Annotated in this window: 17 protein-coding genes; 7 read left to right on the forward strand and 10 right to left on the reverse strand. The window is 61.4% G+C overall.

Going from position 1 to position 21,344, the window contains the following annotated elements; all coding sequences use genetic code 11:
* Positions 1–61: 61 nt before the first annotated feature.
* The 6 genes from FFR93_RS22050 to FFR93_RS22075 all read left to right on the forward strand — a co-directional run bounded on the left by FFR93_RS22050 (position 62) and on the right by FFR93_RS22075 (position 7,082).
* Complete coding sequence (locus FFR93_RS22050) at positions 62–889, forward strand: ABC transporter permease (protein WP_138394780.1); 828 nt, start codon at positions 62–64, stop codon at positions 887–889.
* Positions 886–1,665: an ABC transporter permease gene (locus FFR93_RS22055; protein WP_138394781.1), complete on the forward strand. Its 780-nt coding sequence runs from the start codon at positions 886–888 to the stop codon at positions 1,663–1,665. The genes FFR93_RS22050 and FFR93_RS22055 overlap by 4 nt, the downstream gene beginning before the upstream one ends.
* On the forward strand, positions 1,658–2,683 hold the full coding sequence (locus tag FFR93_RS22060; protein WP_138394782.1) for an ABC transporter ATP-binding protein: 1,026 nt from the start codon (positions 1,658–1,660) through the stop codon (positions 2,681–2,683). Before FFR93_RS22055 ends, FFR93_RS22060 begins: the two co-directional genes overlap by 8 nt.
* Before the next feature lie 4 nt (positions 2,684–2,687).
* Positions 2,688–3,608 (forward strand): nucleoside hydrolase, encoded by a 921-nt coding sequence (locus FFR93_RS22065; protein ID WP_138394783.1) that lies wholly within the window; start codon positions 2,688–2,690, stop codon positions 3,606–3,608.
* Entirely contained in the window at positions 3,605–5,392 is a 1,788-nt protein-coding gene (locus tag FFR93_RS22070) for an adenine deaminase C-terminal domain-containing protein (protein WP_138394784.1), read from the forward strand. The genes FFR93_RS22065 and FFR93_RS22070 overlap by 4 nt, the downstream gene beginning before the upstream one ends.
* A gap of 520 nt (positions 5,393–5,912) precedes the next feature.
* Positions 5,913–7,082, forward strand: a complete 1,170-nt coding sequence (locus tag FFR93_RS22075) for a glycosyltransferase family 87 protein (RefSeq protein ID WP_138394785.1) — start codon at positions 5,913–5,915, stop codon at positions 7,080–7,082.
* Here the strand turns inward: FFR93_RS22075 and FFR93_RS22080 are convergent.
* From FFR93_RS22080 to FFR93_RS22115, 7 genes are all read right to left on the reverse strand, one after another.
* Positions 7,061–8,593: a hypothetical protein gene (locus FFR93_RS22080; RefSeq protein ID WP_246661360.1), complete on the reverse strand. Its 1,533-nt coding sequence runs from the start codon at positions 8,591–8,593 to the stop codon at positions 7,061–7,063. The two genes, FFR93_RS22075 and FFR93_RS22080, sit on opposite strands and share 22 nt — an antisense overlap.
* 47 nt (positions 8,594–8,640) lie before the next feature.
* Positions 8,641–10,278: a hypothetical protein gene (locus tag FFR93_RS22085; protein ID WP_138394787.1), complete on the reverse strand. Its 1,638-nt coding sequence runs from the start codon at positions 10,276–10,278 to the stop codon at positions 8,641–8,643.
* Complete coding sequence (locus tag FFR93_RS22090; protein WP_138394788.1) at positions 10,275–11,024, reverse strand: SDR family oxidoreductase; 750 nt, start codon at positions 11,022–11,024, stop codon at positions 10,275–10,277. The genes FFR93_RS22085 and FFR93_RS22090 overlap by 4 nt, the downstream gene beginning before the upstream one ends.
* On the reverse strand, positions 11,021–12,343 hold the full coding sequence (locus FFR93_RS22095) for an FAD-binding oxidoreductase (protein WP_138394789.1): 1,323 nt from the start codon (positions 12,341–12,343) through the stop codon (positions 11,021–11,023). Before FFR93_RS22095 ends, FFR93_RS22090 begins: the two co-directional genes overlap by 4 nt.
* Before the next feature lie 7 nt (positions 12,344–12,350).
* The gene (locus FFR93_RS22100; RefSeq protein WP_138394790.1) at positions 12,351–12,782 is read right to left on the reverse strand and encodes a GtrA family protein; all 432 of its coding nucleotides are present in this window, start codon (positions 12,780–12,782) and stop codon (positions 12,351–12,353) included.
* Between the two features lie 9 nt (positions 12,783–12,791).
* Entirely contained in the window at positions 12,792–14,333 is a 1,542-nt protein-coding gene (locus FFR93_RS22105; RefSeq protein ID WP_138394791.1) for a UbiA family prenyltransferase, read from the reverse strand.
* 640 nt (positions 14,334–14,973) lie between these two features.
* Positions 14,974–16,203, reverse strand: coding sequence for an NAD(P)/FAD-dependent oxidoreductase (locus FFR93_RS22115; RefSeq protein ID WP_246569381.1), 1,230 nt, complete (start codon positions 16,201–16,203; stop codon positions 14,974–14,976).
* Here FFR93_RS22115 and FFR93_RS22120 point away from each other — a divergent pair.
* Complete coding sequence (locus tag FFR93_RS22120) at positions 16,160–17,932, forward strand: SLC13 family permease (RefSeq protein WP_138394793.1); 1,773 nt, start codon at positions 16,160–16,162, stop codon at positions 17,930–17,932. The two genes, FFR93_RS22115 and FFR93_RS22120, sit on opposite strands and share 44 nt — an antisense overlap.
* Positions 17,933–18,078: 146 nt before the next feature.
* Here FFR93_RS22120 and FFR93_RS22125 read toward each other — a convergent pair whose 3' ends face one another.
* The 3 genes from FFR93_RS22125 to FFR93_RS22135 all read right to left on the reverse strand — a co-directional run bounded on the left by FFR93_RS22125 (position 18,079) and on the right by FFR93_RS22135 (position 21,337).
* Positions 18,079–19,269, reverse strand: coding sequence for a M20 aminoacylase family protein (locus FFR93_RS22125; protein WP_138394794.1), 1,191 nt, complete (start codon positions 19,267–19,269; stop codon positions 18,079–18,081).
* A 91-nt stretch (positions 19,270–19,360) separates the two neighbouring features.
* Complete coding sequence (locus FFR93_RS22130) at positions 19,361–20,866, reverse strand: tripartite tricarboxylate transporter permease (RefSeq protein ID WP_138394795.1); 1,506 nt, start codon at positions 20,864–20,866, stop codon at positions 19,361–19,363.
* Between the two features lie 9 nt (positions 20,867–20,875).
* Positions 20,876–21,337, reverse strand: a complete 462-nt coding sequence (locus tag FFR93_RS22135) for a tripartite tricarboxylate transporter TctB family protein (protein WP_138394796.1) — start codon at positions 21,335–21,337, stop codon at positions 20,876–20,878.
* Between the last annotated feature and the right edge of the window lie 7 nt (positions 21,338–21,344).

Genomic DNA, 21,344 nt, shown 5'->3' on the forward strand with positions numbered 1-21,344 from the left:
CTGCCTGTAAAACCGGTCCCCGTGCCTGCGGGACCGCCCTCCTCTCTCGGAAAGGCATCTCATGTTCCAGAACCGCGCAGAGGCCCTGGCGCTCGCCCTGCCGGCAGCCGTATTTGCGACGCTGGTCTTCCTGTTACCCGTCGCGATCCTGCTGTCGGAAGGCTTTCGGACAGGTGGCGGGTGGACACTCTCGGCCTATACCGGTTTCTTTTCCGAGACGCTGAACCGCACGGTTTTCCTCCGCTCTTTTCGGCTCGGCCTCGAAGTCACCGCTGTCTCAGCGGTCATCGGCTATGCGGCAGCCTTTGCCATTGTCAACTTGCCACCCAAGGGCAAGGGCCGCATGATCGGCCTCGTCACCCTGCCCCTGATGATCTCGCCGGTGGCGCGCACCTATGCCTGGATTGTCATTCTCGGCCGCACCGGCATCGTCAATGAGGTGATAACGGGCCTTGGCTTTAGTCCCGAGCCGCTGCGGCTGCTCTTTACCGAAACCGCCGTCTTCATCGGCCTCCTGCAGCTCTTCCTGCCGCTGATGATTTTGTCGCTGATCAGTGCGCTCGAAAACATGCCGAGGGATGCGATCCCGGCTGCCCGCGTGCTTGGCGCCAACTGGTTCCAGGTTTTCTGGAAGGTCGTCCTGCCGCTCACGCGCGAGGGCCTCGTCATCGGCGGCACGCTTGTCTTTACCGGCTCGCTCACCGCCTATATCACCCCCGCCATTCTCGGCGGCTCCAAGGTGCTGATGCTTGAAACGCTCATGTATCAGCAGGTGTCTGTAGCCAATGATTTCGTATCGGCAAGCGTCATCGCCTTCATCCTGATCGTCATGAGCTTTGCCGCCAACATCCTGCTGAAACGCCTTGCGACGGCGAGGAGCCGCAGATGAGCATCCGCCTCTTTTCGCCCGTCGTTCTCTTCCTGCTCCTCGTCTTCCTGATCGGCCCGTTCCTCATCATCATCGTCGCCTCGCTCTCGGCAGGCGATATGCTGGCCTTCCCGCCGCAGGGCCTCTCGCTGCGCTGGGTGACAAAGGTCTTCACCATCGAAAGCTTCCGCGACAGTTTCGCCATGTCGATGTTCCTCGCCGTCTTCGGAACGCTTGCTTCGCTCGTCCTCGGCATCCCGGCCGCCTATGCCCTCTCCCGCTACCGGCTGCCCGCGGCCGAAACCGTCCGCACCATCGTCTCGCTGCCGATCATCGTTCCCGGCATCATCGTCGGCCTGGCATTGCTGCGTTATCTCGTCGTGCCCTTCGGTTTCAACATCACGCTCGCCCTGTTCTTCGCCCATGCGGCCCTCGTGCTGCCCTATGCCGTGCGCGTCGTTTCGGCCAGCCTCGACAATCTGCGTTCGGATATAGAGGAAGCGGCCGTCCTGCTCGGGTCCTCCAGGCTCGGCGCCTTCTTCCGCGTGGTTATGCCGAATATCCGCGGCGGCATCCTGGCCGCCTTCATTCTCGGATTCGTCACCAGCTTCAATCAGGTGCCGGTCTCGCTCTTCCTCTCCGGTCCGGGTGTACGAACACTGCCGATCGACATGCTGGGTTACATGGAAACCACCTACGACCCGTCCATCGCGGCTCTCTCCGCCCTCCTCGCCTTCCTCTCGATCGGCATCGTTTTCCTCGCCGAACGCTTCCTGGGATTTTCGCGTTATGTCTGATGCCTATCTTCAACTCGACAAGCTGACGCTCAGCTATGGCGATACGGTCGCGGTGAGGGATCTCGACCTCTCAATCGGCAAGGGCGAACTCGTTGCACTCCTCGGCCCCTCCGGCTGCGGCAAGACAACGACGATGCGCGCCATTGCCGGCCTTCTGCCGCCGGCTTCCGGACGCATCGGCCTCGACGGCGCCGATATAACCCGCGTCTCCGCCAACAAACGCGCCGTCGGCCTCGTCTTCCAGTCCTATGCCCTTTTCCCGCATCTGACAGTCTATGAGAACGTCGCTTTCGGACTGCGCCTCAAGAGCATCTCGGGGACGGATCTCGATGCCCGCGTCGGCGCCGGCCTGAAATCCGTCGGCCTTAGCACCTTCGCCGGCCGCAAACCCGCCGAACTCTCCGGCGGTCAGCAGCAGCGCGTGGCTCTCGCCCGCTCTATGGTAATGGAACCGAAGGTGCTGCTGCTGGACGAACCGCTTTCCAATCTCGATGCCCGCCTTCGCCTGGAAATGCGTGCGGAATTACAACGCGTGCAGAAGGAGAGCGGCGTTACCATGATCTTCGTCACTCACGATCAGGTGGAGGCTTTGGCGCTCGCCGACCGCATCGTCGTGATGGTGAACGGCGGGATCGAGCAGATCGGTACACCGGAAGAGATCTATAACAGCCCGGTCTCCGCCTTCGTCGCCGACTTCGTCGGCTTCGAGAATGTCTTTGCGCTGAACGAGGGAAAGCTGATGACGCCGAATGGCCCGATAGCGCTTTCCGGTCCCCCGCCACAAGCCTCGGCGGGCCTCGCCTGGCGTCCGCGCTCGGTGATCCTTGGCGCTGGTCCGTTCCACGGCACGGTTCGCGGCACGTCATTCGCCGGCAACAGCCGCGAATATCTGCTTGATACAACGCTTGGGCCGATCAAGGCCGAGATCGACGCAAGCCTGCCGGTACACGGGATCGGCAGTGCGCTCGCCTTCGATCTGCCGGTTGCCGGCGCGGCCAACCTTAAACGCTTCGGGTGACATTATGGGCGTGTGGATCGATACCGACTTGGGCTTCGATGACATCGCCGCCATTCTAGTGGTGGTGCAGTCGGAATATGAGATCGACGGCATCTCACTGGTCTTCGGCAACACGCCGCTGCCGCAAGTGAGGATGAATGCCGCCGGCGCCGCTAGCGCCTTCGGCTGGACGTTTCCCATCCACACCGGCCGTGCTGCGCCCGTTCTCGGCAAGCTCGAAACCGCCCAGGCGATCCTCGGCGAAACCGGCATCCCGACAGCAGGCAAGAGCCTGCCGGATGCCCCTGCCCTTGCCGACAGCGATGCCTTCACCGCGCTCTGCCGCTGGCTCGAAGGCAGCGGGCCACACCGCATCCTGGCGCTCGGACCCCTCACCAATATCGCCGCCTTGGCCCTTGCGCGCCCCGATCTTGCCGCCCGCATCACCGACCTCGTCTGGATGGGCGGCGGCATCACGTCAGGCAATCATACCGCCTCCGCCGAATTCAACGCGCTTGCCGATCCCGAGGCGCTCGCGATCGTCATCGCCCATGGCCTGCCGCTGCGGATGGTGGATCTCGACCTCTGCCGCCGGGTGCTGGCGCGACCTGAGGATACCGAGTCGGTGCGCAATGCCGGCGGCGCCAATGCCGAGCTGATCGCCGACCTGTTCGCCGGTTACATAAATATCGGCACCAGCCGCGGCCGTCCCGGCATGGCGATCTATGATCCCTCCGCCGCCGTCGCCTTCGTCGCCCCTGATGTCGTAATTTTCCGATCCGCGCGCGTCGACGTCGAACTGCAGGGCGCCTTCACCCGTGGCCGCACAGTCGTCGAAACCCGCGCCACGCATGCGACCTTCAACGCGCAATTCGCCGCCGACATCGATTCGGACGAGGCGCGCGCCATCATTCTCGGCGCCCTGATCAACGAGGCCCGAAAATGAACACCATCCCTCGTCAGGAACCCTTCGACCTCAACGATCCCGGCTTGCGTGCCCGCGCCGTTGCTGCCGCGCGCGGCGATGCTCCCTTCGACCTGGTCATCACTGGCGGTCGGCTGCTCGATGCGGTGACCGGCCTGATCCGCGAGGCCGATATCGGTCTCGTCGGCGCACTGATCGCAAGCGTTCATGCCCCGGCAAGCCGAGCGGATGCCGTCGAAATCGTCGATGCGACTGGCGGCATCCTGACACCGGGACTGATCGATACGCACATGCATGTCGAAAGCTCGATGGTGACGCCCGGCGAATATGCAAGCGCCGTGCTGCCCCGCGGTGTCACGACGGTCGTCTGGGATCCGCACGAATTCGGCAACGTTCACGGCCTCGACGGCGTGCGCTGGGCGATCGAAGCGGCGCACGCCCTGCCGCTGCGCATGATCCTGCTCGCCCCCTCCTGCGTGCCGTCGGCACCGGGCCTGGAACTTGCCGGCGCCGATTTCGATGCCACCATCATCGCCGAAATGCTGCGTTCGCCTGCGGTGGGCGGCGTTGCCGAAGTCATGAACATGCGCGGCGTCATCGACGGCGACCCGCGCATGAGTGCCATCGTCAATGCCGGCCTTGTCTCCGGCAAGCTCGTCTGCGGCCATGCCCGCGGCCTCGCAGGCGCCGACCTCAACGCCTTCATGGCAGCCGGCGTCACCTCCGACCACGAACTCACCTCCGGCGCCGATCTCGCCGCCAAGCTTTCTGCCGGCCTGACGATCGAGCTGCGCGGCTCTCACGACCATCTCTTGCAGGAATTCGTCGAGGTCCTGAACGGTCTCGGCCACCTGCCCCCGACCGTCACGCTCTGCACCGACGACGTCTTTCCCGATGAACTCTATGAAGGCGGCGGCCTCGACGACGTCATCCGCCGGCTCGTGCGCTACGGCATGAAACCGGAATGGGCGCTGCGTGCCGCGACCTTCAACGCCGCGCAGCGGCTGAAACGCTCCGATCTCGGCCTTGTCGCCGCCGGTCGCCGGGCCGATCTCGTTCTCTTCGAAAACCTTACGGAATTCCGTGCGCGGCTGGTCATATCGGGCGGCCGCCTCGTCGCCCGCAATGGCTGCATGGAGGCGGCCATCCAGCCGCTCGATACGGCGCCGCTCGTCAATTCCGTCAAGCTGCCGCCGCTGACGGAGAATGATTTCCGCATCCCGGCCAAGGGCGCGCGCGTCCGCGTCGCTACCATCGACCGACCACGCTTCACTCAATGGGGCGAAGCCGAAACCGAAATCCGAGACGGCTTCGTCGTACCGCCGGTCGGCAGTGCGATGATCGCGGTCACCCATCGCCACGGCAAGACCGACAGCGCCCCGCGGATCGGCTTCCTCACCGGCTGGGGCGAGTGGCGAGGCGCCTTCTGCACCACCGTCTCGCATGACAGCCACAACCTCACCGTCTTCGGCGGCAATGTGCGCGACATGGCGCTCGCCGCCAGCGCCGTCATAGCAGCCGGCGGCGGTATGGCGGTCGCCAAGGACGGCGCAATCGAAGCGATCCTGCCGCTGCCGCTTTCCGGCTTGGTAACCGACGCGCCCCTAAGGGACACAGCCCTCGCCTTCTCCGATATCCGCAAGGCCATGGACAAGATCGTTGACTGGAAACCGCCCTACCGCGTCTTCAAAGCCTGCTTCGGGGCAACACTCGCCTGCAATGCCGGTCCGCACCAGACGGACCGAGGGATCGCCGACGTGGCGACAGGGAAGGTACTGGACAGCCCGGTGCTGGCGATTTTGTAAGCTGGGACGCACACACCAGAAGCGAGGGGGGTGCCGTGCACCCCCTCATCCCCTGGGGGCGTGCGCCGCCGTGCAGAACGCCGCGCCGACGCGCCAACCGGCCCGTCGCCTCCTCACGAGGCCTAACCATCGCCGGTCGGTGAGTGTCGTACGATCATCTCTCGTGCAGCACTGCCGTTCCGACTTAAGCCGCTCTAGTTGTCAGCTTTCAGCAAGATGCTCAGCGGCTTCGTCCAGCCCTCCTCGTCGCTATCAAAAGTCAGTACGGCGGCGGCGCAAGATTCCCGCGGTAGATGCTAGTCGCGTGCTATCCACGATCTGCCGAGCTGCTGCAGACCAGCCGGGAACATCCGCATTAAGAGGGAGTTAGCAAGCGTCGGAGACAGACTGAACATTACGGACCACTCCCCGACGTGAACGACAAATCGATAGTGAGTGACGAGACCGCAGCGATTACGCAGAGCCAGAGCATATGCCGCCACCGCTCATGAGGCTCCGGGGACATTGAGAGGGCGTCAAAATGGACAATGATGCCACCATTGGGCCGCGATGGAGGCTGCTCAAGCTGGCCGCGACCGCAGCACTTGCCCTCATGTCCTTGCGGATCATCAAGGGAGAAATTCCGCGTGTCGTTTCAGATCATGGCCTGTGGGATTTCGGCGCCTTCGTCGCGTCGGGACGCGCAGCCGCTGCAGGACTGGATCCCTATGGCATCTACCCGCCGCTCACGCCGCATGTCGTCTTTCCTGGATTCGAATCCTGGAATCCAAACCTCAATCCCCCGATTTCGGCACTCCTGTTCCAGACCTTAGATATATTCGAGCCGGTGCAATCACTTCGCATCTGGTGGATGATTTCTATCGCCAGCTACGTCGCTGCGGTTGTCTTGCTGCTGCGACGCTATAGCGGCGGCTTGGAGCTCCCGCTGCTGGCGATCTGGGCGTTTGCACTGGCTGGCTTTTGGGACACGCTCTATCTTGGCCAAATCTATATGCCGTTTGTGCTACTCGCGGTAGCCGGCTGGCTTCGATTGGAAAAGGGTGATGGCATCGTCGCCGGCATCATGATCGGTTTGCTGATCTCGATGAAGCCCAATTTTGCAGTGTGGCCGGTGCTGCTCTTTCTTGCCGGCCACCGCCTTCCGGGTCTGGTGTCGGTGGCTACCGCGGCGGTTATAGCCACGATCCCGCTGGTCGTCTTCGGCCCGCAGATCTACGTCGATTGGCTGCGCCTCGTCGCAACAGACGGCGAACGGGCTGTTTTTCTAACCAACGCGTCGTTTGCAGGCCTTGCGGCCCGCGCCGGTGTTCCGGCCGCAGGCACGGTCATTGCCGCACTATTGTTGCTTGGACTAGCAGGTTGGGCCTTCTTTCGTCATCCGCCGGTCATCGTAGTGAGTGGTTTCGCGCTGCTGGCGTCCCTGCTGGCTTCGCCTCTCGGATGGATCCACTACACGCTCTTCCTGCTACCCGTGCTGTTGCACCATTGGCAGCGTCCGTGGGCATGGCTGGCAGCAGCAGCCCTAGTGATCCCGGTCCCTGTCATACTCGGTTACTTCGGAGCTCCCCGTTTGAATCAGCTCACGGCAGGTTCCATTTACGCCTGGGCGCTGGTGCTGATGCTGATCGGCCTTATCACCGCGGAGCTGAAACAACAGGCTGCGCCGACTCAGGAAGCCTTTCTGCGATAAATGCGCCAATCGGCCGTTTCCCGCACCAGCGCATAGTGGCGGGCGATATAGTGGGCATAAAGGTCGCGCAGCCCGTTGCCCGTCCAGATCTCGATCGGCCATTTCGGATCGAGAATAAGGTCAACGTCGGCGAACATCTCTTCCGCGGGCGGATGATCATCCGGTCCAAGAGTTCGCCCCCAATGATACCAGACGCTGTCGCCCACGGGCGGCGTCAGCCCCAGGCCGGCAGAGAAGGGATTGACGAAATCGAGTACCGCGACGCGCTCGCCAGCGGACATCAGCTGCGACAGGGCGGCCGAAGCGTCAGCCAATGTCCTGTTGTATCCCTCGAAATATTCGTATTGGCCGGCGCTCCAAATCTCAACGAGCCTGATCTCGGAAAACGCCGGCAGCGGGATCGGTTTGCCTCGGCCGCCGGCAGTGTAGTAGGCATGAATTGCCAGCGATGCAGCGTTGCCGAGGGCGGCGGGCAATAACAGGAACGCCAGGAGTAGCGGCAGAGCGAACCGCGCCGTCCCGTATCGGGAGAGCAGCTTGGCGCGAAAGTGGCTTTCCGTGATGATGACTGCGCCTGCGCCAAGTGTCAGTATACCAACGGCCTGGAAATTCTGCCCGATCAAGAGAATTCCGGTCGTGCCGCAGAAGGCAACGAAGAGCAGATGTCGGTAACCTGGCGACAGGCTGAGAACGATGAGCGCGACCGCAAGATAGACAAGAAGGTCGGCGAGATTGTTCCGTAGCAAATGACCGAGCGCGGTCAACGCCAGCAGGCCACCGCTGTTTTTGGCCGAAAGGCCCAGGTCGGCAAGATAGTTGAACCCGCCGCGCCAGATGATTTCAATGGCGATACTACTGACGGCGATCATCCCGAGCGCCAAACTCACCCAACCGATCTGGCGACGATCGAAAAGCATGAACAACAGAAAGGCAAGCCCCACGACGCCATAGGTGATCTTGGTGTAGAGCATCAGCAACACAAGGAAACTGGCGCATGCGGCATCGACGGCCCTGCTATTGCCGGCTGCCGGCAACCGGGGCAGATACATCACCAGCAGAAAGCCGAGCGACGCCCAGCCAATCCGGTTATAGAACATGGCAAATGTCAGCTCTCCTATCCGCTCGCCTGGATTTGCGGGAGCCGCAACTATCAGGAGCAGGAAGATCGCAAGCGGCAGCCCGAAGACCTTATGCATCCGGCTGCCCACGATTTCCGCGGCAATAGCTGCAAGCAGGAAGACCACTATCGCCATTCCAGCCGGCATCGCGCCGCCCATACTGCCCGACAAGCCATAGCCGGCAGCGGGGATATAGAATGTCAACGGCCCGAGCGACGAATGGAAATCCACATTCGGCACCTGGCCAAGCACGATGCGATGAGCACCATCCAGGAAAACGAAGAGATCGTTGACGTACTTGGTCGTGACCGTTCGGCCGGGCAGAGCGAGAAGGCCGGCGAGAATGACGCCCGCGCCAATGATGACGGCCCGCGACCAACTCAACCGTGACATCGTGGGCGACGCGCCGTCTCCCACCACCACCGACCTTTCCGTCTCAATCACTGCACCTCGCTTTGCGCCTTTACCTGCCGCCACTGGTAGACCGTCCACTCCGATGTCTTCTGAACGACCTCGAACCGTGCCGAAAGAAACGGGCCGTACAGCTCCTGCAGCGGCAGGCTGTTGATTCCTGTTTTAGGCACCATGACGATCTTTACATCTGCAAAGAGCACTTCCGGTGGGATATAGGCTTTCTCGTTGATATTGCGGTTCCAGTGAAACCAGGCGGTGTCGCCGGCAGGCGGGCGAATGCCGAGCCCCGCTGAAAAAGGGTTGACGAAATCGAGCACGAAAACGCGCTCCGGCGGTACCGGCAATGCCTGCAGCAGCGCTCCCCCGGTTACGATGTCGTCGAGATAGCGCCTTATGAAGTCAGGCTCGCCGCCAGGCGGATCGATCTCACGAACATCGTCGAAATGCGGCAGCCCGAGAGATTGCCCAGCTTTGTCCGCCGCAAGCGATGTATGCAGAATGAGGGCCGCGGCGTGATGTACGATCGGCGGTGACAGGAATAAGGCCGCGAGCACCGAAAGAGCGCCGGCAGGAAGAGCTAAACCCCCTGCCCTTCTCCCTTCATCGCCTTGCTGACGCCAGGCGGCTCTCTGCGCCAGAACGACCGCGCCGCAGTAGAGCGTGATGATGCCCCAACTGTGGGCGTTCTGATTTATGATCGCCAGGCCGCTGCCTATGCAGAACCCAGAGAAGAGAAGATCTCGGGAGCTGCGGGTTTGCCAGATGACGACCAAAACGAAGGCGGCGAATACGACGAGGTCGGAGAGGTTCTCACGCAGGTTCTTCAGGATGCTGCCGACATCGTGGCCGCCGCTGACACGCGCCGCCGCCCGCAGATCCTCTATATGCTGAGCGGTTCCGCGCCAGACGAACTCGATGGCAATCATGGCCAGTCCCGTCAGCAGCAGGGCAGTCACGGTCCAGCGGCGCTGCTGCCGGTCCAAGAGGATGACGACGAGGAGAAAGGCGGTTCCGGCAAGCCCGTAGGTCGCCTTGGTGTAGAATGAGACGAGCAGAAGAAAGACGGCGGCAAGAGCATCGGCTGCATCGTTTCGCCCGCGCTGGAGCTGCGGCGTCAGATACATCACCAGCAGCAGGCCGAGCGCGACCCAGCCGATGCGGTTATAGAACATCGCGAAGGAAGGATACCAGATGGAACTGCCGAGATTGATCGGCGCCGCGAGGATGAGAATGAGGAATATGCCGAGCGCGGCCGCCAATGACGGACTGAGACGCGACACGAGGATCCGGATCATCGCCGGGATGAAGGCGACGACAACGATAGCCATTCCAAGCGGTATGGCAGCGCCGAAATTCCCCGACAGCAGGTATCCCGCAGCCGGAAGATAAAAGACGAGCGGCCCGAGCGCCGTGTGAAAATCGCGGTTCGGCACCTGACCGAACGTGATGCGGTGCGCGCCGTCGATAAAGATCAGCACGTCATTGATAAAGGCGGCGTTGATGGTCCTGCCGGGTAGGGCAAGCATGACGGCGCAGGCCAATGCTGAGAAGATGATCGCGCCTTCTGACGACAGCACCCGCCTTATCGTTGCCGCCGGCCTCTTGCTGGCGCCTGCTCCCTTTACGATGGCCGCGAAAGCGGCGTGGTTGCCTGGTTCCGTCACAGCCGCAACCTCTTGAAGATTGGCTCGGGGATTGACCGGATCACCGTCATGAGCGGTCGCCATATCGGTCTGACGTAGACGACGTCGCCGCCCCTGCCGCCCTCGGCGACAGCAAATATCCTTTGCGCGACCTCCCGAGGTTCGGCTGTGAGAAGCGGCGGTAGCTTCATCGCGTTCGTCATGCGTGTCCGAACGAAACCCGGCTTCACGGTCAGCACGCGCACCCCGGAGCCGGACAGCCTGTTCCTCAGCCCGGACAAGAAGGCGGTCAACCCGGCTTTGGCGGCGCCATAGACATAGTTGGACGCGCGCCCGCGATCGCCGGCGACGGAGCTTATGCCGACAATGGTACCTGATCCTCTCGCCGCGAAACTTTCCGCCAGAAGACCAAGAAGCAACGCCGGTCCTTCGAAGTTCGTCCGCATGATCATGGCGGCGTGCTCGAGTTCCCGTTCGGCGCGAGACTGCTCGCCCAATTCGCCAACGACGCAGACCGCTGTGTCGGGCAGAGGCGAAACGACGCCCACGAAATCTTCGAAGCGGCTTGTAGTGAGGATATCGAGTTCGTGAACCAGGACGTTAGCGCCAGTCCGCGCGCTGATGTCGTCGGCTTCGCGTTGCACGGCGGAGCGATTTCGTCCGGCGAGAAGCACGTCCCATCCCGCTTCGGCATAGATCAGCGCCGTCGCACGGCCAATATCCGACGTCGCGCCTATCAGGAGCAGTGTCTTGCCGATCCCCTTCATATGCCGAGCCTCTTTGCCAAGCGGGAATTAAAGTGCCGATCGGCGCCCGTTACTTTTCGCAGCTCTTTGAACGCGGCCAACCGAGAGTAACCGGCCTCGAATGTTTGTCGCGACTGTCGTGCATCCTTGGCGAGATAGAGCCGCCCTCCTGCTTTGACAACCAGCTCGTCGATTTCGTCGAGCAGCCGGAACACCTCCTGCGTGACGGGAAGGTCGAGTGCGAGCGTGTAGCCCGGCGAAGGAAAGGACAGCAGCCCGTTCCCGCCCCCCAGCTTCTTCAGCACAGCAAGAAAGGAGCCTTTTCCCGAACGCGCGAAGCGGTCGAGAATGCCGCTCAGGACCGGCAGAGCGTCCTCGGCAGGGACCACGCACTGATGCTGCAGAAAGCCCCGCCTCCCGTAAAGCCGGTTCCATTCAAGGATGCCGTCGAGTGGAAAGAAGTATCTATCCCAGTGGACCAGCGACGACTTGGCCGCCTTTCGCGCTCCCGCCCTGAAATAGAGCTCGTTGAAGGCTGCTACGCTAGTTTTGTTGAGCAGCCATTGTGGCAGATCGAACGGCAGTGAAAACCTCCCCGCGTTTTTCGCTGCAAAGCGATCGGCGCCGGGCATGCCGGCGAGCTGGTCCAGCGTCGCGTGCTCACCGGCAAAGATCAGCGAGCGTCCAAGGGAAGCGCCTTGGGAAAGGGTATCGATCCAGGCGACCGAATAAGTGGCATCCTCGGTCTGCTGCAACGCCTTTAACGCCTCGCCAAGGTTTTCGGCCACGATCGTCTCTTGCGCGATCCAGCCGGATTCGATCGGCCTCAAGCGGAACGTCGCTTCCTCGACGATCCCGGTCATGCCCATACCACCGACGGTGGCGAAAAAAAGCTCGGGGTTATGCGTGCGGCTACAGGTGAGGACCTCTCCGCCGGCGCCCACCAGCTTGAACTCGATGACATGGTCACCGAACCCGCCGTCGCGATGATGGTTCTTGCCGTGAACATCAGAGGCGATCATTCCGCCGACGGTGACAAATTTCGTGCCCGGTACCACAGGCGGAAAGTAGCCTCTCGGGACAAACGAGCGCAGAATATCCGAGAGCATGACGCCCGCTTCCACGGTCAGCGTCGCATTGGCGGGATCGAACCTCCGCATCCGGCTCAGCCCACGGCACATCAAGGTGGAGTGTTCGCCGATCGCCGCGTCACCGTATGAGCGCCCATTTCCGCGCCCGATCAATCCCGTCCGGGAGGCCACGGTACCTGCGAGCGCTGCCGGCAGCCAACAGTCGATCGCCTGGCTCTCATGGCGTGGATAACGTCCCCAGCCCTCCATGCGCTTGTTACGCCTCCTCTGGTTTGAAGACGAATTTCCGGTCCAGTGTGTATTTTGAGATATAGCCGATCGCCAAACCGAGCGCTCCGCCGGTGTATTTTGCAAGCTCCGTCTTCCAGATCGTCCAAAAAGCAATTTCAAAGCCCCAGAATATGAGCGTCGTCAGGACACTGAACACGCCGTAAAGCACCACTTTCAGCATCTCGTCGCCGTACGACGTGTAGCCGTCGAAGAAGATCCACCGTTTGTCGAGGAGGTATTTCAAGCCGAAGCCGGCGGCGGTACCTGCGAGGATCGAAGTCATGAGGCTCGGCGACGGCGCCAGCTCCATGACAGCAGCCTGGACCGCAAAGTTGGCGGCGGTGGAGAGCACGGCGAAGGCGAAGTAGCGGGCTGCGATGCCCGCGGGAGTGCCTCGCTCTGAAAACTGACGAGCCATTCGGCCACCTCACATCGCGGCAACGACAAGTACGCCGGCGGCGCCGATCGTGGCGAGGCTGACCTTGTCCCGGATCGCGAAGACTACTGGATCGTCATGCATCTGACCCCGGTGGGCGAGCATGAGGATGCGGGCGATCCAGCAGGCAAGGATCGGTCCTGCCAGCCATAACATTGCTGGCCGGGCGTAGATGTCTTGGGCGCTGTCGCTTGCAGCATAGAGGGCAAATAACGTGAGCGCGTTCATTCCCGCTCCAGCTGCCAGGGCACCCACCATACCGATATCCGCCTTCCTGTAGTCGCGGCTCTTGGAGTCCGGCAGGTGCGCGGCGCGGCGCGAGATGAGCTCGGTGTATCGCTTCACCAAAGCGAGCGAGAGGAACCAGCTCATCATGAAGGCAAGCAGCCAGGGAGATGGCCACACCGAGACGGCGGCAGCGCCGCCAACCACCCGCGTGGTGTAAAGAGAGGCGAGAGCCACCACGTCCAGGATCATCTTCCGCTTGAGGAAGAAAGAGTAGGCGGTGGTCAAGGCGAAATATCCCGCGAGTACGAGCACGAAGACTGGTGACACCATGGCGGCGACCGTAAGCGACAGCAAAAGCAGGATCGGGATTGCCAAAAGGGCGTGCGACAGCGGGATCTCGCCACAGGCAAGGGGTCGGCGGCATTTGGTTTTATGACGCCGGTCGTCCTGCAGGTCGACCAGGTCGTTCAGGAGATAAACGCCCGAGGCACAAAGCGAAAAAGCCACGAAAGCCAGGGCTGCATTCGCAAGGCTATGTAGCGTAAGGAGCTGATTTGTCAGTAGCGGGATAAAGACCAACCCGTTCTTGACGTATTGATGCACCCGCAACGAACGCGCCCAAATCCGCCATGTCGGTTTGTCGTGGCTAAGATGCTCGACGTTGTCGCACTGGCGCGAAAGCTCTCGCGCAACCGCCGCCGATGTCCTTATGGCATAAGCCTTTGCGGCATGGCGCCAGACTGACAAGTCGGCCGGATCATTTCCGATATAGTCGAAGCCACCCTCCCCGAAGGCGGCGACGAGCTTGGCCGCCTTCGCCTCGGCGACACAGTTCATCGTTTCGTTCGTTGCAAACCAGCCGGTGAAGAGGCCGAGGTGGTCGGCAACCGCGCAAACCAGCCGCTCGTGGGTTGCAGAAGCGAGATAAACTGAACGCCCCTCCTCCCGTGCGCCCTTGATGACCTTCAGCACTTCCGCGTCATAAGGAAGGATAGCCGGATCGAAATCCGCTGGTTGCGAAAGGCGGTGCTTCAGACACGCCTTTCCAACGGACAGCGACCTGATGAAATCGACGATCGAATGAGGCCGACGGCTGAGCTCCGAGAAGGCCGTCTCGATCAGGAGGTCCGATCGCACCAGGGTGCCGTCGAGATCAACCACTAACGGGCGGGGCGACAGCGGTTTTTGCAGGTCCGGTGGACTATCCACCGGCAATGCCGCGGGCTCAGGTTGAGGCCACTCGTCCTCCTCGGCTCTCGGCAGAAAATCTCTTCGTAGCTGGAATTCATGATGCAGCTCGTTCAAAGGATCTCCCTTATGCTTTGAAACCGTGAGAGCCCGCCGAACCACGGCTAAGCGGTTTGGTTCCATCATCAAAATGGGTGAGTTGCTGGCGCCTGGGAGAGGCTTATCATTGGTTGATTTTTTCGCCCTCGATGCAAGACGTTCCCGGAATAATTGCATCCTCAGCCAAGTAGGGCATAGCCTGTCGTGTTCGCGTCCGACAAGTTTTCGAGCTTTGCGCAAAATCGGATGACGCATCGAAGGCGGGAACAAACCGGAGATGCGCCGGTTCGAGGACAGTATAGATTGCTGTGATTGAGTGTTATGATGAATCTTGCTCTGCTTTTCGGTGCGTTGACATTGACATGTTGGATGCTGGGAGGAGCTGTTGCAGTGCTGGGCACGGCCGAGCACTCTCGTCATCACCGGCAACAGATGCGCGGAGTCATATCGCTGGGTTTTAACCTCCTGGGTATGGCATGTGCGGTCGCGATGATGGCGATCGTGATCGCCGCATGATCGATATGCTGAATGACCTCCGAACTGCTCAGGGAAGGCGCATACCGCCACAACGACATCAGCAAGATCGCCTGTCACCCGGCAAACGCCTTGTTTTCGATGACTGCGGCGCAACGCGCCGAGTGGTTATGACAACCAAGATTCACCGCCGGCCGGGAGCCGAATGACGGCTTTCTTCCATTCGCCGAAGACGATTATGAATTGCAATGGCCGCTATTTCGCCATGGGCCATTGACACGCCGAGCTGGTTGAGACCGGTGACAACGTCCCCGACCGCATATAGTCCCGGGACCCGCGTGGCCTGATGTGCATCAACCCTTATCCGCATCTCGTCCTCGAGATCAGCGCCCAGCTGCTCCGCCAGCTGTGAGCGCGGGCGAATTCCCAATGCCGAATAGAGGACCACCCCTTCCAAGGTTGCTGAGGCCTCCATGACAAGGTCAACGGCACCATTTTCGCGACGCGAGCAGTGTATCAACTTCTCGCAGCGTATGGCGACTCCAACATCAACCAGCCGGGCCATGGTTGCTTCTGTAACGTTCATCCTTTCGCCCAGGGTCGCAATGGTGATCTTGTTCGTGAACGACCCCAGGAAACGCGCCTCGGAGGCCGCGTGCTCCGTCGCACCAATGATCACCACCGGTCGACCAGCGATTTCGTAACCATCGCAAATCGGGCAGAAGCGAAGATGTCCCGATCGGGTAAGATCGTTAGCTTGGTCGATGGGCGGCAGCGTGTCCTCAACGCCGGTCGCAAGGACGACATTTTCAGCCATCATCGAGCGGCCGGCGAATTCGACGATGAAGCCTGAATTGGCGCTCCGCCGCACCTGCGATACCGCCTCGGCCACGATCTCGATATCGAGGTTCCGCAGTTGCTTTCTCATGCGCCTGAATAGCTCGGCTCCTGCGATCCCTTCGGGAAAGGCTGGATGATTGCGAGAGAGCGGAATAAGCAGTGCGCGACTGCAACCCGAGTCTAAGACGACAACCCGCCGATTAAGCCTTTTCAGATACAGAGCGGCCGTCATCCCACCCGGCCCGGCGCCTATAACGAGGGCATCCAACTCTACGAATCCGCTTCTCATTGATTCGGCATCCTCCAAAGCTCGGCACCCCAACCACAACATGGCTCCACAGTTCCAGAAGCTTTCTCGCGAGACCTCAAGAGGTGGTGATGGTCGGGTTTCATGCGGCTTTTCTGTCGGCGCTGCATCTCGAGGTGCGCCTGTTCTGTGCTGCCAAGGAACTTGCGCTACGTTACGGCGTTTTTGAACATCTTCCTCCGCTTGGTTGTCGGCGACATCCCAGCCTCTTTCCCAGGTCCGCATGACGACACAGCAGATAATCGCATTTTCGGTCATCGCGCTCATGATGGCGGTCTTTATATGGGATCGCTTCCGCTATGATGTTGTCGCGTGTTGCGCGCTGGTGTTGGCGGTCGCGACTGGCATCGTGCCACCGGAAAAAGCGTTTTCCGGATTTTCGGACGACATTGTCGTCATCGTTGGCAGCGCGCTGATCGTCAGCGCGGGCGTGGCTCGGTCGGGCATAGTCGATTCGGCCATCAAGAGATTCTTCCCGAACCTGAACACGCTTTACGCGCAGCTCGCGCTCTTGATGATAGCAGTGGCGATCCTTTCTGCTTTCATCAAAAATATCGGCGCGCTCGCGATCATGATGCCTGTCGCCTTTCAGTTGGCAAAAAAATCCGGTGCCTCTCCATCGAAATACCTGATGCCGATGTCGTTTGCTGCTTTGCTTGGCGGACTTATGACGCAGATCGGCACGTCGCCCAATATCGTCGTGTCGCGGCTGCGGGAGGAGATGACGGGAGCCTCCTTCACCATGTTCGACTTCACACCTGTAGGCGGTATTCTAACGGTTGTCGGCATCGCCTTTCTCTTGTTTTTCCATTGGTTGGTGCCAAGCCGCACCAAGCAGAACAGCTCGATCGAAGATGCAATAGAGATCAAGAACTACACGAGCGAAGTCGCAATCACGCACCAGTCGACGCTGCTAGAGCAGGCACTGAGTGACCTCCTGAAGCTCGGCGATGGTGAGGTCATAGCCACGGCCGTGCTGCGCGGCGGCACCCGGATGGCTGCATTCCCCGATCTCACACTCCGCAATGACGATATCGTCATGCTGGAAGGTCCCTCGGCAGCGATAGACCGCATCGTCTCCCAAGGGAAACTGAAGCTCTCCGGCAAGCCTCTTCCGCAAGATGGCCAGCGGGAAGCGGACATCATTTCGCTCGAGGCAATCGTCAGTCAGGAATCGTCACTCGCTGGCCTTTCGGCAAAAGAACTGGCGCTTTCCTATACGCGCGGGGTCAACCTTCTGGCGATCAGCCGGCGCGGTGAACGCCTCAAGGAACGGCTGGGAAGCTTGACCCTGAGCACGGGCGATGTGCTCCTCTTGCAAGGCAGCCGGGCAAGCCTGACTGCTCTTCTGCAGGATTTCGGCCTTCTGCCACTCGCCCAGCGAGAAGTGCTGCTCGGCACCCGCCGCCGCGCCTTCGTTCCGCTTCTCATCCTGGCGCTCGCCATGGCGGCAACTGCCGTCGGCCTCGCGCCGGTGCCGGTGGCTTTCTTCACAGCCGCCCTCGGCATGGTTGTTTTCCGGGCTATCCCACTCGCCGATATCTATAAATCGGTAGATGGCCCGATCCTGATGATGCTCGCAGCCCTCATTCCTGTCTCGGATTCGTTGCGCACCTCCGGCGGCAGCGATTTGATCGCCGGCTGGTTGGGTGAGGTGGCGATGAATCTGCCGGCATGGGGTGCGCTTGGCCTGATTTTGCTAACCGCCATGGCCGTCACACCCTTCCTCAACAACGCCGCCACGGTTCTCGTGATGGCGCCGATCGCCGCCAGCTTTGCAACGAATCTAGGCTTCAGACCGGAGGCCTTCCTGATGGCGGTAGCGGTTGGGGCGGGTTGCGACTTCCTCACGCCTGTCGGCCATCAATGCAATACGCTCGTCTTCGGTCCTGGCGGTTACAAGTTTTCCGACTATCCGCGTCTCGGCCTGCCGCTGTCGGCGTTGATCATTCTCGTTAGCGTGCCGGCGCTGCTGTTTGTCTGGCCGGTCAACTAGCGGCAGTCCATTTACCCTGCACCCCACTTCTCTGCTGAAGCGAAATAGCCCCGAGCTTCCGCCAATCGGGACGAGCATGCGAACGACGTCTCACTTCCGATAAGTCGTGCCAATCGAACGTGATTGCCACAGCCGCAAATCAGCGATTACGCGGCATTGGATGCCTGTTCAAGCTTCAACTCCCGCTCCACCAGCGCCGCCCAGTAAGCTGCCCCATATCCAAGCGCCCCGTCGTTGAAGTCATAAGCCGTGTTGTGATGCAGCGCTCCATCGACCGCCGGCCCATTCCCCAACCAGGCATAACAACCAGGCGCGTTCTCCGCGAAGAAGGCGAAGTCGTCCCCGGCAGTCGAGGGTGGAAAGCTTGTCCGCACCTTCTCGCCAAATGTCGTGCCGGCGGCGGCAAGTGCCCGGGCGGCTGCATCCGCATCATTGACGACAGGGGGAATGCGCCGCTCGAAACGATAATCGGCTGATATGCCGTACATGGCAGCCGATCCGCTCGCCAATCGGCCGATCTCAGTTTCCAGCTGATCACGCACCTCGGGCGAATAGGCGCGCGCCGTCCCCCCGATCTCGACGATATCAGGAATGACGTTCAGTGCCTTGCAGTCACCCGCCTGCAGGAAACAGGCGCTGACGACGGCCGGTTGCAGCGGATCGACCACCCGTCCGGCGATCGTTTGCAGCGATGACAGGAAGGTACCGGTTGCCGTGATCGGATCGCGGCCGAGATGCGGCTTGGCGCCATGCGTGCCGACCCCACGAAAAGTGACGTGCCAGCTGTCGGAGGAAGCTAGCTGCGGCCCCTCGACGATGGCGATCTCGTCAATCGACAGCCCCGGCATATTGTGCAGGCCATAAACGGCATCGCAGGGGAAAAGCCGGAAAAGCCCCTCTTCCACCATGCGTTTTGCGCCGCCGCGGCCTTCTTCTGCCGGCTGAAAGATAAAATGCACCGTGCCGGAAAAATCCCGCGTCGCCGCCAGATACCGCGCGGCGCCGATCAACATTGCCGTATGGCCGTCATGGCCGCAGGCATGCATCTTTCCCGGAGATTTCGATTTATAGGGCCGCTCCGCCATTTCCGGCATGGCGAGGGCATCCATGTCGGCCCTCAGCCCGATCCTGCGCATGCCATTGCCGACTTGCAGCGTGCCGACGACGCCGGTGCCGGCCAGCCCGCGATGCACGGTGATGCCGGCCTCCTCAAGAATTTTGGCGACGATCCCGGCGGTGCGTTGCTCCTCGAAACCAAGTTCGGGATGGGCGTGCAGATCGCGGCGCAAGGCGGTGAGGAACGGCAGATCGTCCTTGATCCCGACGGGGATGCTCATGGGCCTGAATGTCCTTCATGCGAAACGGGCGCCCGAACGGCGCCCGTGTCAGATCATTCCTTGTTCATCAAACAGCCCGCGAGTTCAACCCTTAAGCTTCTTCGACGAACACCTCCTCGCGCTTCTTCCTGACGCTGGGCAGGAAGACGACGATCAGCACAGCGACCGCGATTGCCAGAAGCGTGGCGCTGATCGGCCGCGTGATGAAGGTAGTGGGGTCGCCGCGCGACAGGATCATGGCGCGTCTGAGATTCTCCTCCAGCAGCGGCCCGAGCACAAAGCCGAGCAGCAGCGGCGCCGGCTCGCAGCGCAGTTTTGCCAGGACGTAGCCGATGAGGCCGAAGAAGGCGACGGCATAGAGGTCGTAGACGTTGGTGTTGACGCTGTAGACCCCGATCGAGCAGAAAGCCATGATGATGGGGAAGAGCACGTAATAGGGCACGGTCAGCAGCTTCACCCAGAGCCCGATCAGCGGCAGGTTGAGAATGACGAGCAGCAGATTGCCGATCCACATCGAGGCGATGATCCCCCAGAACAGCGCCGGCTGTTCGGTAGCGACGTTCGGTCCCGGCACGATGCCCTGGATAATCATCGCGCCGATCATCAGCGCCATGACGGGATTGGCCGGAATGCCGAGCGTCAGCAGCGGAATGAACGAGGTCTGCGCGCCGGCATTATTGGCCGATTCCGGACCCGCCACGCCGGCGACCGCGCCCTTGCCGAATTCCTCCGGCGTCTTCGACAGGCGTTTTTCCACCGTGTAGGAGGCGAAGGAAGCAAGGATCGCCCCACCGCCCGGCAGGATGCCGAGCGCCGAGCCAATCGCCGTGCCCCGAATGACCGGAGCGATCAGCTCTTTGAATTCCTGACGCGAGGGCAGGAGGCCGGACACCTTGGCCATCAGCACCGTCCGTGTCGACTCGCCCTCGAGGTTGCGCAGGATTTCCGCCACCCCGAAGACGCCGACGGCGAGCGCCACGAAATTCAGCCCGTCCGCATATTCACGGATGCCGAGCGTGAAACGCGGCGTGCCGGTATAGATATCTGTGCCGACGAGGCCGAGCAGCAGCCCGAGCGCCACCATCGCCAGCGCCTTGACGACCGAGCCATGCGCCAGCGCGATCGAGGAGACGAGACCGACGATCATCAGCGAGAAATACTCGGCCGCGCCGAATTGCAGCGCAATATCAGTGAGCGGCGGTGCGAAGATCGCCACGAGGAAGGTCGAGACCGTACCGGCAAAGAACGAGCCGAGGGCCGCGATGGCGAGTGCTGCCCCCGCCCTGCCTCTGCGCGCCATCTGATAGCCGTCGATCGCGGTGACGGCGGAAGAGGATTCGCCCGGCATGTTGATAAGGATAGCGGTCGTCGAGCCGCCATACTGGGCGCCGTAATAGATGCCGGCGAGCATGATCAGCGAGGAGACCGGCTCAAGCTGGAAGGTGATCGGCAGAAGCATGGCGATCGTCGCCGTAGCGCCGATGCCGGGCAGCACTCCGATCAGTGTGCCGAGCAGGACACCGATCAGGCAGAAGAGAAGATTGTCGAGTGTCGCCGCCGTGGCGAAGCCGAGCGCGAGATTGCTGAAGAGATCCACTATCGCCTCCTAGAACCGGACCCAGGGGCCGAAACGCTCGAACGGCAGCCCGAGCCCATAGCTGAAAACAGCGACCGAAAAGATCGTCAGCAGCAGCGACAGGATGACCGCATACACCACGTTCATCCTGCGCGACGCGAAGCAGGCAATGAAGGCGGTGAAGAACAACGCCGGCGCAAATCCAAGCCCTCGCACCGTCAGTCCGAAGAAGACGGGAGCCGGCAGGATGAAGAGCATGCCGCGCCAGGCGAAGGGATCGACAGGCTCCCCCTCTACCCGCAGCGCCTGAATGAAGATGATTGCGCCGAGAAGTATCAGCGCGCAGGCAAGGATGAACGGGAAATAGCCGGGACCCATGCGCAACGCAGTGCCGAGATCGAGCCCCAGCGACTGGAGGGCAAAGAAGGCGCCGGTCGCGATGAAAAGCGCGCCGCAGATCGCATTGGTGGTATCGAAACTGATGGATTTCATGGTGTCT

It is taken from the genome of Rhizobium sp. MHM7A, assembly GCF_005862215.1.
Lineage (GTDB): Bacteria > Pseudomonadota > Alphaproteobacteria > Rhizobiales > Rhizobiaceae > Rhizobium > Rhizobium bangladeshense.